At 59.6% G+C, this 14,628-nt stretch carries 15 protein-coding genes; 6 read left to right on the top strand and 9 right to left on the bottom strand.

Annotation, left to right across the window (positions count from 1 at the left end):
• Positions 1–7: 7 nt before the first annotated feature.
• Positions 8–1,075, top strand: a complete 1,068-nt coding sequence (locus AC1V0D_RS00205) for a sugar ABC transporter substrate-binding protein (protein ID WP_482906794.1) — start codon at positions 8–10, stop codon at positions 1,073–1,075.
• 34 nt (positions 1,076–1,109) lie between these two features.
• Here AC1V0D_RS00205 and dinB read toward each other — a convergent pair whose 3' ends face one another.
• On the bottom strand, positions 1,110–2,165 hold the full coding sequence (dinB, locus tag AC1V0D_RS00200; RefSeq protein WP_482906793.1) for a DNA polymerase IV: 1,056 nt from the start codon (positions 2,163–2,165) through the stop codon (positions 1,110–1,112).
• A gap of 245 nt (positions 2,166–2,410) precedes the next feature.
• On the opposite strand from dinB, the gene dpaA reads away from it, so the two are divergent.
• Positions 2,411–3,157 carry a peptidoglycan meso-diaminopimelic acid protein amidase gene (gene dpaA / locus AC1V0D_RS00195; RefSeq protein WP_482906792.1) on the top strand — a complete coding sequence of 249 codons (747 nt, stop codon included), beginning with the start codon at positions 2,411–2,413 and terminating at the stop codon, positions 3,155–3,157.
• Here dpaA and AC1V0D_RS00190 read toward each other — a convergent pair.
• Positions 3,128–3,895, bottom strand: a complete 768-nt coding sequence (locus AC1V0D_RS00190; protein WP_009091903.1) for a class II glutamine amidotransferase — start codon at positions 3,893–3,895, stop codon at positions 3,128–3,130. The genes dpaA and AC1V0D_RS00190 overlap by 30 nt on opposite strands.
• 51 nt (positions 3,896–3,946) lie before the next feature.
• Positions 3,947–4,525: a D-sedoheptulose 7-phosphate isomerase gene (gene lpcA / locus AC1V0D_RS00185; RefSeq protein ID WP_009091904.1), complete on the bottom strand. Its 579-nt coding sequence runs from the start codon at positions 4,523–4,525 to the stop codon at positions 3,947–3,949.
• A gap of 255 nt (positions 4,526–4,780) precedes the next feature.
• Here lpcA and fadE point away from each other — a divergent pair, with 255 nt between their 5' ends.
• Positions 4,781–7,231, top strand: coding sequence for an acyl-CoA dehydrogenase FadE (fadE, locus tag AC1V0D_RS00180; RefSeq protein ID WP_009091905.1), 2,451 nt, complete (start codon positions 4,781–4,783; stop codon positions 7,229–7,231).
• 92 nt (positions 7,232–7,323) lie between these two features.
• Here fadE and mtnK read toward each other — a convergent pair whose 3' ends face one another.
• Positions 7,324–8,523 (bottom strand): S-methyl-5-thioribose kinase, encoded by a 1,200-nt coding sequence (mtnK, locus tag AC1V0D_RS00175; RefSeq protein ID WP_154928048.1) that lies wholly within the window; start codon positions 8,521–8,523, stop codon positions 7,324–7,326.
• Positions 8,524–8,645: 122 nt separating this feature from the next.
• Here mtnK and mtnA point away from each other — a divergent pair, with 122 nt between their 5' ends.
• A complete protein-coding gene (gene mtnA, locus AC1V0D_RS00170) occupies positions 8,646–9,668 on the top strand; it encodes an S-methyl-5-thioribose-1-phosphate isomerase (RefSeq protein ID WP_265137182.1) in 1,023 nt (340 codons plus the stop codon).
• A gap of 64 nt (positions 9,669–9,732) precedes the next feature.
• Here mtnA and AC1V0D_RS00165 read toward each other — a convergent pair whose 3' ends face one another.
• The 3 genes from AC1V0D_RS00165 to AC1V0D_RS00155 are packed head-to-tail and all read right to left on the bottom strand — an operon-like array spanning position 9,733 to position 11,571.
• Positions 9,733–10,275 (bottom strand): 1,2-dihydroxy-3-keto-5-methylthiopentene dioxygenase, encoded by a 543-nt coding sequence (locus AC1V0D_RS00165; protein ID WP_009091908.1) that lies wholly within the window; start codon positions 10,273–10,275, stop codon positions 9,733–9,735.
• Position 10,276: 1 nt separating this feature from the next.
• The gene (gene mtnC, locus AC1V0D_RS00160; protein WP_009091909.1) at positions 10,277–10,960 is read right to left on the bottom strand and encodes an acireductone synthase; all 684 of its coding nucleotides are present in this window, start codon (positions 10,958–10,960) and stop codon (positions 10,277–10,279) included.
• Positions 10,957–11,571: a methylthioribulose 1-phosphate dehydratase gene (locus AC1V0D_RS00155; protein WP_482906791.1), complete on the bottom strand. Its 615-nt coding sequence runs from the start codon at positions 11,569–11,571 to the stop codon at positions 10,957–10,959. The genes mtnC and AC1V0D_RS00155 overlap by 4 nt, the downstream gene beginning before the upstream one ends.
• A gap of 305 nt (positions 11,572–11,876) precedes the next feature.
• Between AC1V0D_RS00155 and AC1V0D_RS00150 the strand changes: the two genes are divergently transcribed.
• Both AC1V0D_RS00150 and AC1V0D_RS00145 read left to right on the top strand, forming a co-directional pair.
• On the top strand, positions 11,877–13,037 hold the full coding sequence (locus tag AC1V0D_RS00150) for a pyridoxal phosphate-dependent aminotransferase (RefSeq protein WP_058956400.1): 1,161 nt from the start codon (positions 11,877–11,879) through the stop codon (positions 13,035–13,037).
• Positions 13,025–13,792, top strand: a complete 768-nt coding sequence (locus tag AC1V0D_RS00145) for an amidohydrolase (RefSeq protein WP_482906790.1) — start codon at positions 13,025–13,027, stop codon at positions 13,790–13,792. Before AC1V0D_RS00150 ends, AC1V0D_RS00145 begins: the two co-directional genes overlap by 13 nt.
• A gap of 9 nt (positions 13,793–13,801) precedes the next feature.
• Here the strand turns inward: AC1V0D_RS00145 and uraH are convergent, their stop codons facing one another.
• Entirely contained in the window at positions 13,802–14,137 is a 336-nt protein-coding gene (gene uraH, locus AC1V0D_RS00140; RefSeq protein ID WP_482906789.1) for a hydroxyisourate hydrolase, read from the bottom strand.
• Positions 14,134–14,628, bottom strand: coding sequence for a 2-oxo-4-hydroxy-4-carboxy-5-ureidoimidazoline decarboxylase (uraD, locus tag AC1V0D_RS00135; RefSeq protein ID WP_482906788.1), 495 nt, complete (start codon positions 14,626–14,628; stop codon positions 14,134–14,136). Before uraD ends, uraH begins: the two co-directional genes overlap by 4 nt.

The raw sequence follows: 14,628 nt of genomic DNA, 5'->3' as shown, positions 1-14,628 counted from the left end.
GATAACAATGCAAAAAATAACGCTCTCGCTGCTGGCCCTGAGCCTGCTGAACGCCAGCGCCGCCTTCGCGGAGACCGTCACCCCGGTGCCTGCGGCCATCGCGGGTCATGACGGCCCCATCCGCATTGCGGTGATCCGCAATCTCGGCTCCGATGACAACACCACCCAGTTTGTAGCCGGTGCTATTCAGCAGGGTCGCCAGCTTGGCTTTAAGGTCAGCACCTTCCTCAGCAACGGCGACGACGCGCGCTTCCAGGACTTCGTTAATCAGGCGATCAGCCAGAAGTATGACGGCATCGTGCTGTCGCACGGTAAGGCGCCCTACGCCAGCGGGCTGGTGAAACGGATTGCCGATGCGGGCATCAAACTGTCGGTGTTTGATACCCCGGTGGAGAGCCCGATTCCCGGCGTCACCGTTACCGCTCAGGATGATGCCTCGCTGGCGCAGCTGTCGCTGGGCCAGCTGATCAACGATTTCCACGGCAAGGCGAATATCGTCAAGCTGTGGGTCGCCGGTTTCCCGCCGATGGAGCGCCGTCAGGTGGTGTATGAAAAACTGCTGAAAGAGAATCCGGGCATTCATCAGCTGGAGTCGATTGGGGCCGTTTCAACTGACGTGCAGGGCGACACCGCCAACAAGATTGGTGCGATTCTGGGGAAATACCCGAAAGGCAAAATCGACGCCATCTGGGGAGCATGGGATGCATTCAGCCAGGGGGCTTACAAGGCGCTGCAGGAGAATGGCCGGACCGAGATCAAGCTCTATAGCATCGATGTCTCGAACCAGGATTTGCAGCTGATGCGTGAGAAAAACAGCCCGTGGGTGCAGACGGTGGCGGTCGATCCTAAAACCATTGGCGCGGTCAATATGCGGCTGGTGGCGAAGAAGATTGCCGGTGAAGAGACACCTGCAACGTATCAGTTTAAAGCGGCGTCAATCTCTCAGCAGCAGCTGAACAGCCAGCCTGGCGCGGTGAACGTCGCCTCGCTGAACAAAATCATTCCGGGCTGGGGCAGCAATGAGGATTTTGTCGCACCGTGGTTCGCCACCCTGGCCGCGAAATATAAGAAGTAATCTGGCGTCAGCCCTGCCGGCGGGTGAGGCTGACTTATAAACCCAGCAGGAGCTGACGTTCCAGCTGGGGATCTACCATCGTCACGTGCAGTCCCACCAGCCGCACACCGCGCCCGGCGCGGCGCTCATCCCAGGTCTTGCGGGCGATGGCGATCATGTCCTCTTTATTCAGCACCGGCCAGATATGCTCCTGGGTGGTCTGCTGAAAATCACTGAACTTCAGTTTGACGCCCTGACGCGCCACCTGTCTGTCGGGTCGGATCTGCGTCAGCCGGCGGTCGAGTTCGGCATAGAGAAAATCGATGATCTCCAGGCAGGCCTCCCAGTCGCTGATATCTTCCGCCAGCGTACGCTCGACCCCAAGCGATTTACGCTCGCGCTCAACGATCACGCCGCGCTCATCAATGCCGTGGCTGCGCTCCCACAGCACCCGGCCAAACTTGCCAAAGCGCTTCAGCAGCTGGGCTAAATCGGCCTTCTGCACGTCGCCACAGGTCACCAGCCCCATCTCTTCGAGCTTCTTTGCAGAGACTTTGCCTACGCCGGGGATCTTCGCCAGTGGCAGCGTCAGTAAAAAGTCAGGCATCTCTGCCGGGGTGATAACACACTGCCCGTCCGGCTTATTCAGGTCGGAGGCGATCTTGGCCAGAAACTTGATCGGGGCGATGCCGGCCGAGGCGGTCAGCCCGGTTTCACGGTAAATCGTGGCGCGGATCGCCTGCGCCATCAGCGTGGCCGAGCCGTGGCAGTGCGGGCTGTCGGTCACATCCAGATAGGCTTCATCCAGCGAGAGCGGTTCAATCAGCGGGGTAAAGCGGGAAAAGATTTCGCGGATCTGCGCGGAGGCTTCCTTATAGGCGTCGAAACGCCCTGGCAGAAGGCGCAGATGCGGGCATAGCTTCAGGGCCATGCCGGTCGGCATTGCGCTGCGCACACCAAATTTGCGGGCCGGGTAGTTGGCGGTGCTGATGACCCCGCGACGTTCGCGGCTGCCACCGATGGCGATCGGGATGTCGCGCAGCTGGGGATTGTCACGCATCTCCACTGCGGCATAGAAGCAGTCCATATCGACATGAATGATTTTACGCATACCCCCCTCCGGCACTGGATAAGTATACAGCCGACAGGGGTAACTGCAATATTTGTTGCCCGGGCGAATAAAGTTTACAAATTTCTGGCCGAATAACCTTCAGTAAATCGCGAATTTGGCCGACGCCGTCTTGCTAAAAAAACAGACAATGTTTAATGTTGCGCTGCGGTAGCGGATAGTTCCGATAATGCCAACAAAGACGCAAAATTTGTGTCATGTTCTCTTCACCTCAAGGTATACACAGCATGGGCAAAATCGCACTCCTGTTTGCGATGATTTTACTGCCAGCCCTCAGCATGGCAATGACACCCGACCCCGTTCAGTCAGCGGCACCGGTCAGCAAAGAATTAAAGAAGCAGTTACTCGGCACGCCGGTCTACATCCAGATCTTCAAGGAAGAACGCACGCTCGAACTCTACGGCAAAATCGGTAACGAATATCGCCTGCTGGATACCTACCGCATCTGCAACTTTTCTGGCGGCCTCGGCCCGAAACGCCGTGAAGGCGATTTCAAAAGCCCGGAAGGTTTTTACAACGTGAAGCTGAATCAGCTGAAGCCCGACAGCCGCTTTTATCGCGCCATCAACATCGGCTTCCCGAATCAGTACGATCGCAATCAGGGTTACAGCGGTAACTACCTGATGATCCATGGCGACTGTAAGTCGATTGGCTGCTATGCCATGACCAACGCCTATATGGATGAGATTTTTACCTATGTGAATGCTGCGCTGCGAAACGGCCAGCAGGATGTCAGCATCAGCATCTATCCGTTCCGCATGACCGACAGCAACATGCAGCGTCACCGCTACTCCACCTATGCCAGCTTCTGGCAGCAGCTGCAGCCGGGATACGCTTACTTTGCGAAGTATCACCAGCCGCCGATGGTCAATGTCGCCAGCGGGAAATATGTGATGAACAGCAGCCCGGCACCGGTTTTAGCCAGTCCCGAAGCCGCTTCCCGTTCATTCCTGGCGCTCTCCAAGGCAGAATAGCGCCCATTCACCTGGCGCAATCCGCTGCCAGGTTTCATTGGCCGTCAGAGGCTGCGTTGCAATCACCGTCACCACGTCATGCGGCGTGGTGTGCTGCTGAAAATCAACTTCCACATCCTGATCGAGCAGCTGCGCCCGGCCAAACGGGGCGCGACGGGTGATCCAGAAAAGGTTGGTCGAGCAGAAGGCCATCAGATAACGTCCGTCTGACAGCAGCATGTTGAATACCCCCTTCTGCCGCAGCGCGGTGGCCAGCTCGCCAATGAAGCGGAACACCGCCGGCCAGTTGCCCGGCGTGCGCGGATAGCGTGTCGCCAGCTGATGCAGGATCCAGCAGAACGCCTTCTCACTGTCCGTTTCCCCCACCGGCCGGAATGTGCCGGTCTCCAGCTGCTTATAGCCCTTCAGCTGCCCGTTGTGCGCGTAGGTCCAGTTGCGGCCCCACAGCTCGCGGGTGAACGGATGGGTATTCTCCAGCGACACCTGCCCGCGATTCGCCTGACGGATGTGCGCCACCACCGAGTGCGACTTGATCGGGTACTCCTGCACCAGACGCGCAATCGGAGAGTTAAAGCTCGGCAGCGGATCTTTAAACGTACGGCAGCCTTTATCTTCGTAAAAGGTAATGCCCCAGCCATCTTTGTGAGGCCCGGTTCCCCCGCCCCGCTGAACCAGTCCGGTAAAGCTGAAACAGATATCCGTGGGAACATTGGCGCTCATCCCGAGCAATTCGCACATAGCCACCGCCTCTGATTAAGCGGCCCCCCGTCAGACAGGAGGCCAGCGCAGTTACTTCACCATCTCTTTTTCGACCAGCAGCATCAGGATGTGGATCACCTTGATGTGGATCTCCTGAATGCGATCGGCATAACCAAAGTGTGGCACCCGGATCTCAATATCGGCACTGCCGGCCATCTTACCGCCATCTTTGCCGGTCAGGGTGATCACTTTCATCCCCTGCGCACGGGCGGCTTCAACCGCTTTAATGATATTGGCAGAGTTGCCCGACGTTGAGAGGCCCAGCAGCACGTCGCCCGGACGCCCCACCGCTTCCACATAGCGTGAGAAGACGTAGTCATAGCCAAAGTCATTACTGACGCAGGAGAGATGGCTGACGTCAGAGATGGCAATCGCCGGATAGCCAGGACGATTTTCACGATAGCGGCCGGTCAGCTCTTCGGCGAAATGCATCGCATCACAATGGGAGCCGCCGTTACCGCAGGAAAGCACCTTGCCACCCGCCTTGAAGCTGTCAGCCAGCAGCACCGCAGCACGTTGGATCGCATGAATATTGGCGTCATCGCTGAGGAATTTATTCAGCGTATCAGCAGCTTCATTAAGCTCAGAGCGGATGATGTCCTGGTACATAGGGATGTCCTTTATAAGAAGAGGTTAATCGCAGCAAGTTTAACGGAATGGCCGGTCAGCGCAAAGCTTCATGCCACGCCTGACCCGGCGGTAGCGGTGTGGATTCCGACACCGGTTGTCGAATAAAACGGCAAAAATCCGTTTTTGTGAGGCAGGTTGTAATTGCGATGTAAACAAATTGATAAATCCGCCCGGCTGCTCTAAACCTCTCTACATAACAGGTCAGACCTCTTACTACTTGCGGAGTGGTTCACTATGATGGTTGTTTCGATACTTGCCACGGTGGCGCTGATTGGCGCCCTCTTCTATCACCGCCTGTCGCTGCGGACCGCCAGCGCGATCCTGCTGCTGTGGACCGCCGCGATGGCGGTCGCGCATCTCTGGACGCCGTGGCTCCTGCTGCCGCTGGCGATCCTGCTGCTGCCGTTCAACCTGCCGTCGCTGCGTCGCAGACTCTTTTCACAGCCGATGTTACAGCGCTTCCAGCAGGTGATGCCGCCGATGTCCCGCACCGAGAAAGAAGCGATTGATGCGGGCACCACCTGGTGGGAAGGCGATCTGTTTCAGGGCAAGCCGGACTGGCAGAAGCTGCATAACTACCCGCAGCCACGCCTGACGCCGGAAGAGCAGGCTTTCCTTGACGGCCCGGTTGAAGAGGCGTGCCGCCTGGCGAACGATTTCCGGATTACCCATGAGATGGCTGACCTGCCGCCGGAACTCTGGGCCTACCTGAAAGAGCATCGTTTCTTCGCGATGATCATTAAAAAAGAGTATGGCGGACTGGCCTTCTCAGCCTATGCGCAGGCCTGCGTTCTGCAGAAACTGGCGGGCGTCTCCGGGATTCTGGCGATCACGGTGGGTGTACCTAATTCTCTGGGTCCGGGCGAACTGCTGCAGCATTACGGTACCGAAGCGCAGAAAAATCACTATCTGCCGCGACTGGCGCGCGGTGAAGAGATCCCCTGCTTTGCGCTGACCAGTCCGGAAGCGGGGTCAGATGCCGGTGCGATCCCGGATACCGGTGTGGTCTGCATGGGTGAGTGGCAGGGTGAGCAGGTGCTGGGCATGCGGCTGACCTGGAACAAGCGTTACATCACCCTGGCCCCGATCGCCACTGTGCTCGGCCTGGCCTTTAAACTGACCGACCCGGATCATCTGCTGGGCGATAACGCCAGCCCGGGCATCACCTGTGCCCTGATCCCGACCAGCACGCCGGGCGTGGAGATTGGTCATCGCCACTTCCCGCTCAACGTGCCGTTCCAGAACGGGCCGACGCGCGGCAAGGATATCTTTGTGCCGATTGACTTTATCATCGGTGGCCCGGAAATGGCCGGACAGGGCTGGCGGATGCTGGTGGAGTGTCTGTCGGTGGGCCGTGGCATTACGCTGCCCTCCAACTCAACCGGCAGCCTGAAGAGTGTGGCGCTGGCAACCGGCGCTTACGCGCACATCCGTCGTCAGTTCCGGCTCTCTATCGGTAAGATGGAAGGGATTGAAGAGCCGCTGGCACGCATTGCCGGTAACGCCTATGTGATGGACGCCGCGGCCACGCTGATAACCGCCGGGATTATGCAGGGTGAAAAACCGGCGGTGCTGTCAGCGATTGTGAAATATCACTGCACCCACCGCGGCCAGCGCGCCATTATTGACGCCATGGACATTGCCGGCGGCAAAGGCATTATGCTGGGTAACAGTAACTTCCTGGCACGCGCCTATCAGGGTGCGCCCATCGCCATCACGGTGGAAGGCGCGAATATCCTGACCCGCAGCATGATTATCTTTGGTCAGGGGGCGATCCGCTGCCATCCATATGTTCTGCAGGAGATGGCCGCCGCCGCCAGCAACGATGTTAATGCCTTCGATGATGCGCTGTTCAGTCACATCGGCCACGTCGGCAGCAGCACCGTGCGCAGCCTGTGGCTGGGATTCACCGCCGGACGCACCAGCGCCAGCCCGACCCGCGATGCCACCCGTCGCTACTATCAGCATCTGAACCGCATCAGTGCCAACCTGGCGTTGCTCTCAGATGTGTCGATGGCGGTACTGGGCGGCAGTCTGAAACGCCGCGAGCGCATCTCGGCGCGCCTGGGCGATGTGCTGAGCCAGCTCTATCTTGCCTCAGCCACCCTGAAACGCTATGACGATGAGGGCCGTAATGAAGCCGATCTGCCACTGGTTCACTGGGGCGTGCAGGATGCCCTGCATCAGGCGGAGGTCGCGATGGACGATCTGCTGCGCAACTTCCCGAACCGGCTGGTTGCGGGTGCCTTACGCATGGCTATCTTTGCGGGCGGACATCACTGCCCTGCCCCGTCTGATCGTCTGGATCACCAGCTGGCAAAACTGCTGCAACAGCCGTCAGCGACCCGCAGCCGTCTGGGCCGGGGCATCTATCTGACGCCGGGCGAGAATAACCCCGCCGGTCAGATGGAACAGGCGCTGCAGGAGGTGATGGCAGCCGAAGTGATTTATGACCGCCTGTGCAAACAGACAAAGCAGCATCTCTCCTTCACCCGTCTGGATGCGCTGGCGAAGCGTGCGCTGGAGCAGGGCTGGATCGATGCGAAGGAAGCAGAGGTGTTGCAGCGTGCTGAAGCCAGCCGTCTGCGCTCCATCAACGTGGATGAGTTTGAGGCAGATGCACTGGCGGTGCCGGTGGCGGAGAAAGCGCCTCAGCCTGCGTCGCGCACCAGCGAGGCGGCGTAGCGTTCAGGCCGGTGTGATGGCCGCACCGGGCTGCTGAACTTATGCTTCCTGAGCCAGCTCTGTTTCAGAGGCCGACATCATGTCGGCCTTTTTTATCCCGCCTGGCGGATGCGGGCAATCAGCGCATCCACATCTTCCACGTGATCGGCAGCCAGGATCAGCGTACGTCCTAAATTAATCGCGTTACCAATGCAGTCTGTGCGCATCGCCGGATCGGCAATCAGCTTCATATCCGCCACGTGGGACATCCCCACCGTGCGCCGAATCAGTTCGGTGCCGCAGTAACCGATGGTGTCCGCCCAGACCTTGCGCAGAAACGCCGCCGCATAGCCGGGCCAGGACAACGCCTCATCGCGGGTTTTCTCTGCCGCCAGCGCCAGAAAATGCGAAGCAAACGTCGACCAGAGACGATGGACATCACTCAGCCGCTGCTCGCGCGCATCGGCTGCCTCACGTGGAGCCAGCAGCCCCGGCAGCGCGCAGTAGTTAATCAGCAGGTTGCCAATCGCCGTTCCGACATCAAACCCAATCGGGCCAAAGTAACCGAACTCCGCATCAATTGCCTTCAGGCTGCCGTCAGCCACGAAAATCGAGCCGCTATGAATATCGCCATGCAGCAGCGCTTCGGCATGCGCAAAAAAGCGATGCTTCAGCCCGCCGACGGCAATGCGCAGCGCATCGTCGTTGCGCAGGCTGGCCACCAGCGGCTCAAGCGCTTCAGGGTAGCTGTTACGCTCATGATCGGTGTAGGGATCGTTAAAGAAGAGATCTTCGGTGATTTCACACATTTCCGGATTAATGAAACGCGCCACTTCCGCCTTTTTCTGATGCGGATGCAGAACGAAATCGGAGGTATGAAACAGGGTCTGTGCCAGATAAACGCCTAACTGCGCTGCGGCTTCCGGGTAGTAAGCGCCCTTCACCAGCTCGCCGCGCCAGATACGGTGACTGGAGAGATCCTCCATCACCATCACCGCCAGCTCCGCATCATAATGCGTCACCTGCACCGTATGCTGCGGACAATATTTATAGTGCTCGACCAGGGTCTGCGCTTCCAGCCTCGCCCGATCCAGCGTCAGCGGCCAGGACTCCCCGACGCAACGCACATAGGGCAATGCCTGCTTGACCACCACCCGGCTCCGGCCCTGATCGTCATAAACTTTGAACACCAGATTAAGGTTGCCATCACCAATCTCTTCAGCGCTGCAGAGCGCGGCAGGATCGTCCACGCCGCCAAATTGCCGGGCATACTCAACAGCATCAGCAGCAGTAAAGGTACGGTATTGCGACATTGCCTGTTCCTCATCAATCGAAGGCGGATAACCCAGGTGTAATAAGCCGTTCAGACGTCTATACATCCGTTCAGCATGTTGGCACAATACGCATCATTAACGCAACATGGATTTCACCCACAATGCAGACACTTAAAACCACCAGCTTACAGGTTCGTGACAATCAGCTCTGGATTCTGGATCAGCAGGCGCTGCCGCAGCAAAAGAACTGGCTGCCCGCACACAGCGTCACGCAGCTGATTGACCATATTCATGCGCTGCGGGTGCGCGGTGCGCCGCTGATTGGCCTCTCTGCCTCACTGCTGCTGGCGCTGCTGGCTGAACAGGGGCAGACCCGCGCTGAACTGGCACAGGCGCTGGAACATCTGCGTGCCGCCCGGCCAACCGCCGTTAATCTGATGAACAATCTTGACCGGATGAAAGTGGCGCTGGCCCAGCCGGCGTTTGTCACTGCGCTGACGGACGAAGCCTGGCGGCTGGTGCAGGAGGATAAACAGCTCTGTGATGCGATTGCTGAAGCCGGTTGCACGCGGATCAAACCGGGCAGCCAGCTGCTCACCCACTGCAATACCGGCGGGCTGGCCACCGCGGGCGTGGGCACCGCGCTGGGCGTGATTGCCCGTGCGCATCAGCAGGGGTGGATCAAAAATGTCTGGGTGGATGAAACCCGACCGCTGTTGCAGGGCGGCCGGTTAACCGCGTGGGAGCTGGGCGAACTGGCGATCCCCTATACCCTGATCACCGATTCCATGGCCGCCAGCCTGATGGCGCGCGGCGAGGTGGATGCGGTCTGGGTCGGTGCCGACCGCATTGCCGCCAACGGTGACGTGGCCAATAAAATCGGCACCTACAGCCTGGCGGTGCTGGCCCACTATCACCAGATTCCGTTCTACGTCGCGGCTCCCCATACTACGCTGGATCGTCACTGCCCGGATGGCGCCGCCATCCCGATAGAGCAGCGCGCCGCCAGCGAAGTCACGGGCGTGGCGGGCAGTTTTGGCAGCGTGCAGTGGGCACCGGAAACGGCCAGAGTCTTCAATCCGGCTTTCGATGTGACGCCAGCCGCCCTGATCAGCGGCTGGATACTCGACACGGGGGTGGTCACGCCTGACCAGGTGCAGAGCGGCATCTTCCAGCCGCAGTAAGCGATATCAGGGGTTTGCGGCAGCGCGGAGGCTCACCGCAAACCCCTTTCCGGCCGTGGTCCAATCAGGCCAGACGCGGATAGGCATCGGCGATCTTATCGCCGGTGAAGTGCGCCACCCAGCCTTCCTGGTTGTCAAAAATCCGGATCGCCGTGAAGTGCGGTGACGATCCCATATCAAACCAGTGGGGCGTGCCCGCAGGCACTGAGATCAGATCGTTCTTTTCGCAGAGGATCTGCAGGATCTCACCGTCAAGATGCAGACAGAACAGCCCGGCCCCCTCGACAAAGAAACGCACCTCATCTTCGCCGTGCGTATGCTCGGAAAGAAACTTCTCACGCAGCACCGTTTTCTGCGGATTATCGGCGCGCATACTGATCACGTCCCAGCTCTGATAGCCCTTCTCAGCCACCAGCCGATCAATCGCATGCTGATAGGCCTTAATGACCGTTTCCGCATCCGGGTTCTCACCCAGATCGCGATCGGCTTCCCAGCGTTCAAAACGCACCCCTTTCGCGTTCAGGCGTTCCCGAATCGCCTCTGCTTCGGTACTGTGCCAGACCGGCTGGCTCGCTTCGCGGTCAGTAAAAATCGTCAGTGCGCTCATGCTAAATCGACTCCGGGTTAATCTGGGAAAAATCCGTCACCTGACGATGACGGCTCTCGCTGTCCGCCTCGCCACGCAGTAACTGTATCGTCTGCCAGCCCGCCTCCGCGGCGGCATCCAGCTCCTGACGAATATCAGAGAGGAACAGCAGCTGCTCCGCTGGCTGCCCGATCTCAGCGGCGATCGTGCGATAGGCTGTCACCTCGCGTTTGGCGCCGACGTGCGTATCAAAGTAGCCGCTGAAGATGTCAGTAATATCACCTTCGTCGCTGTAGCCAAATAACAATTTCTGCGCCGCAACCGAACCGGAGGAATATACATAGAGTTCAATGCCCTGCGCCTGCCAGCGGCGTAACGCAGGTAGCACATCGGGATAGAGATGGCCGGTAAAACTGCCATTAAGATAGCCATCACGCCAGATCATGCCCTGCAGCGCTTTCAGCCCGGTGGATTTGCGATCCTGATCCATAAAATCGGACAGGATCGCGATGACCGCCGCCAGATCGGCCTGCGGCTGCCCCGCTTCTTCCCGCACCGACTGCAGCGCCGCCGCGACCTCTGGCTGATGCTGATGCTCTCGCAGAAAGTCCGCCAGATGCTGACGGGCATAGGGGAACAGGATGTTGTGCACAAAGCGAATATCGCTGGTGGTGCCTTCAATATCAGTAACAATGGCGCGGATCATGCTTTCTCCAGCAGGCGACGTTGACGTTCACATTCAAATAAAAATTCCAGACCTTCCAGATGGCGGCGCGCTTCGCTGACATCTTCGCCCCAGCAGGTCAGGCCGTGGCCGCGCAGCAGGAAGCCGTAACGCAGCGGAAATCGGGCGGCGTAATCTTCAATCTCTGACGCCAGCGCCACGATATCCTGACTGTTGTCGAACACGGGGATCGCCACCGTGTCCAGATGGGTATGCTGACCGCTTAGCGATTTTTGCATCTCATAGCCGTGCAGCAGCAGCGCCGCGCCCTGCTCCACCCGCGACAGCACCGTGGCATTGACCGTATGGGTGTGCAGCACCGCGCCCGCTTCAGGAAAGAGGCGATAGATCAGCGTGTGCAGGCCGGTTTCTGCCGAGGGCTTACGGCCCGACAGCGACTGGCTGGTGGCGATATCGACCTCGATAAAGTCATCACGCGTCAGCGTGCCCTTATCTTTGCCCGATTCGCTCAGCAGGCAGACATACCCGTCGCGGCGTACCGACATATTCCCGCCGGTGGCCGGAGCCCAGCCTTTCATGCCTATCCAGTGACAGGCGGCAACCAGCTGATCTAACGGATGACTCTGCGACATAAAGGTTCCTTGCGGTGAAAGGTGATACCACGTAAGCAGGCGCTGCCAGCGCCGCTGTTGCGCGAAGCATAAAGCAGTTAAAGGCGAAATGATCCGTGTGTCAGCAAGGCGGCAAGCGCGCTTATCCCGGGGAGCTTACATGAGTAAGTGACCCGGGTAAGCAAGCGCGGCCAACGCCGCTGACGCGCGGAGCACAAAGCATTTAGACGTCTAAGCGTCTTGATTGCCAAATACTACCATCCTGTTTATAGTGGCACAAACCCCGGGTGATCCCGCTTCTCTCTTCGCGCTTAAGGCCTGACATCATGACGCAGCACAACCTGATCCCCGAGAGCAAACTTCCGGCGCTCGGCACCACGATTTTCAGCCAGATGAGTGCGCTGGCGCAGCAGCATAATGCCATCAACCTCTCTCAGGGCTTCCCCGATTTCAGCGGCCCGGACTATCTGCAACAGCGGCTGGCCTATCACGTCAGCCAGGGCGCGAACCAGTACGCGCCGATGACCGGGGCGCTGCCGCTGCGTCAGGCGATCGCGGAGAAAACCGCGCGGCTTTATGACTATCAGCCTGATGTGGAAACGGAGATTACGGTGACGGCGGGCGCAACTGAAGCGCTCTATGCGGCGATTACCGCGCTGGTGCGTCCGGGCGATGAGGTGATCTGCTTTGATCCCAGCTACGACAGCTATGCCCCGGCGGTCACGCTCTCGGGCGGCGTCATGAAACGTATTGCGCTGCAGCCGCCCGCCTTCCGGCCAGACTGGCAGGCGTTTGCCGGGCTGCTGAGTGATAAAACCCGGCTGGTGATCCTGAACACCCCGCACAACCCGTCAGCCACCGTCTGGCAGCAGCAGGATTTTGCCGCGCTGTGGCAGGCGATTGCTGCGCGACCGGTCTACGTGCTGAGCGATGAAGTTTACGAGCATATCTGTTTTGATGAAGCGGGCCACGCCAGCGTGCTGGCCCATCCTGACCTGCGTCAGCGCGCCATCGCGGTGTCGTCGTTTGGCAAAACCTTTCACATGACCGGCTGGAAGGTGGGCTACTGCATTGCCCCGGCGGCGATCAGCGCTGAACTGCGTAAGGTGCATCAGTATCTGACCTTCTCGGTCAATACCCCGGCGCAGCTGGCAATTGCCGATATGCTGCGTGAGCATCCGGAACACTATCAGGCTCTGCCCGCCTTCTATCGCGACCGCCGCGATCGGCTGGCGAATGCACTGCGTCACAGCCGCTTCAGGGTTTTACCGTGCCAGGGCACCTACTTTTTGCTGGTGGATTACAGCGCGATCTCCGATCTGGATGATGTCAGTTTCTGCCAGTGGCTGACCCGCGAAGTGGGCGTCGCCGCGATTCCTCTGTCGGTGTTCTGCGCCGATCCTTTTCCTCATAAACTGATCCGCCTCTGTTTTGCTAAACAGCCGGCGACGTTAGATGCTGCCGCGGAGCGCTTATGTCAGCTTTAAAAATCACGCTTTTGCAGGAGACGCTGAGCTGGATGGATGGCGAAGCCAACCTGCGCCATTTTGACGAACAGCTGGCCGGACTCACCGGACGCGATCTGATTATTCTGCCCGAGATGTTTACCACCGGCTTTGCGATGGAGGCTGCGAAAAGCTCGCTGCCGCAGTCGCGGGTGGTGGAGTGGCTGCATCAGCATGCCCGCCGCTGCGATGCGCTGGTGGGCGGCAGCGCGGCGATCCAGACCGAAAACGGCGCGGTGAACCGTTTCCTGCTGGTGGAGCCGGATGGCACGCTGCACCAGTATGACAAGCGGCATCTGTTCCGCATGGCAGATGAACATCACCACTATCAGCCCGGCGAAGCGCGTCAGGTGGTGGCGTGGCGTGGCTGGCGCATCCTGCCACAGATCTGTTACGACCTGCGCTTCCCGGTTTTCTCCCGCAACCGCAACGACTACGATCTGGCGCTCTATGTCGCCAACTGGCCAGCGCCTCGCGCCTTACACTGGCAGGCGCTGCTGTTAGCGCGGGCGATTGAGAATCAGGCATATGTCGCAGGCTGCAACCGCGTCGGCAGTGATGGCAATCAGCATCACTACAGCGGCGACAGCCAGATTATTTCGCCGCAGGGCGAGATCCTGAGTGCGGCGGAGCCACATCAGCGCGCCCGCCTGGATGCGACGCTGTCGCTGGAGGCGCTGCACGCTTACCGCGAACGCTTCCCCGCCTGGCAGGATGCGGATCGCTTTTCGCTGTAAACGGCCGGCTCAGCTGCCGCGGTAGGTTGACCAGGACCAGGGGGAAATCAGAAACGGCAGATGGAAATGGCTGCCCGCCTCGGCAATCATGAAATCGATCTGCGCGCTGACGTAGAGCGCATCCCGACCGGCGGCAGCAAAATAGTCGCCGATTTCAGCGGTCAGGCGGTAGTGCCCCGGCGTCAGCGGCTCCGGGGTCAGATTTTTCAGTCGTCCGTCGCTGTCCGTTTCACCCTGAGAGACGGGAAACCACCCCTCCGGGCTGTTCTGCTCCAGCGAGATGGCCACCCCACTGGCCGGTTTTCCCAGCGCCGTGTCGAGAATATGCGTGGTAACGGTACTCATTGAATCGTCTCCCTGAGGCGTAACAGTGTGATTTCACGCAGCTGATCCAGCGCCTCCTGCTGTTCAGCCTGATCGTCATTCTGCAGACGGCGCTGCAACGCTGCCAGCATCTCCTCGCCGCTGCGCCCTTTCGCGCGAATCAGAAAGACCCGGCCAAAGCGCGCCTCATAGGCCTCATTACCCTGCTGCATCGCCTGTTGCAGGGCGTGATCGGCCTGCTGCATGGCGGACTGCTCGCCGCGCGACAGCGTCGCCTCTTTGTCTGCGCCCCGGGCGCGTTCGCCGATGCGCGGATGCGCCGACAGCGCCGCCGCCAGATCGGGCTGCTGCCACTGGCGGGCCAGCGTGTCGGCGCGGGTCAGCAGCGCGTCTGTGGTGGCAAACGGACGAGCGGCCACCAGCGACAGCTGCCAGTGCGGGATCGCCACACAATGCCGGATAGCCGCCAGCGCCTCGTCGGCCGGCAGCTGATTAAACGTGGTTAATTCCAT

Source organism: Pantoea sp. PA1, from assembly GCF_056856975.1.
The sequence above is the reverse complement of the archived record's forward strand: the minus strand, read 5'-3'. Positions and strand labels throughout refer to the sequence as shown.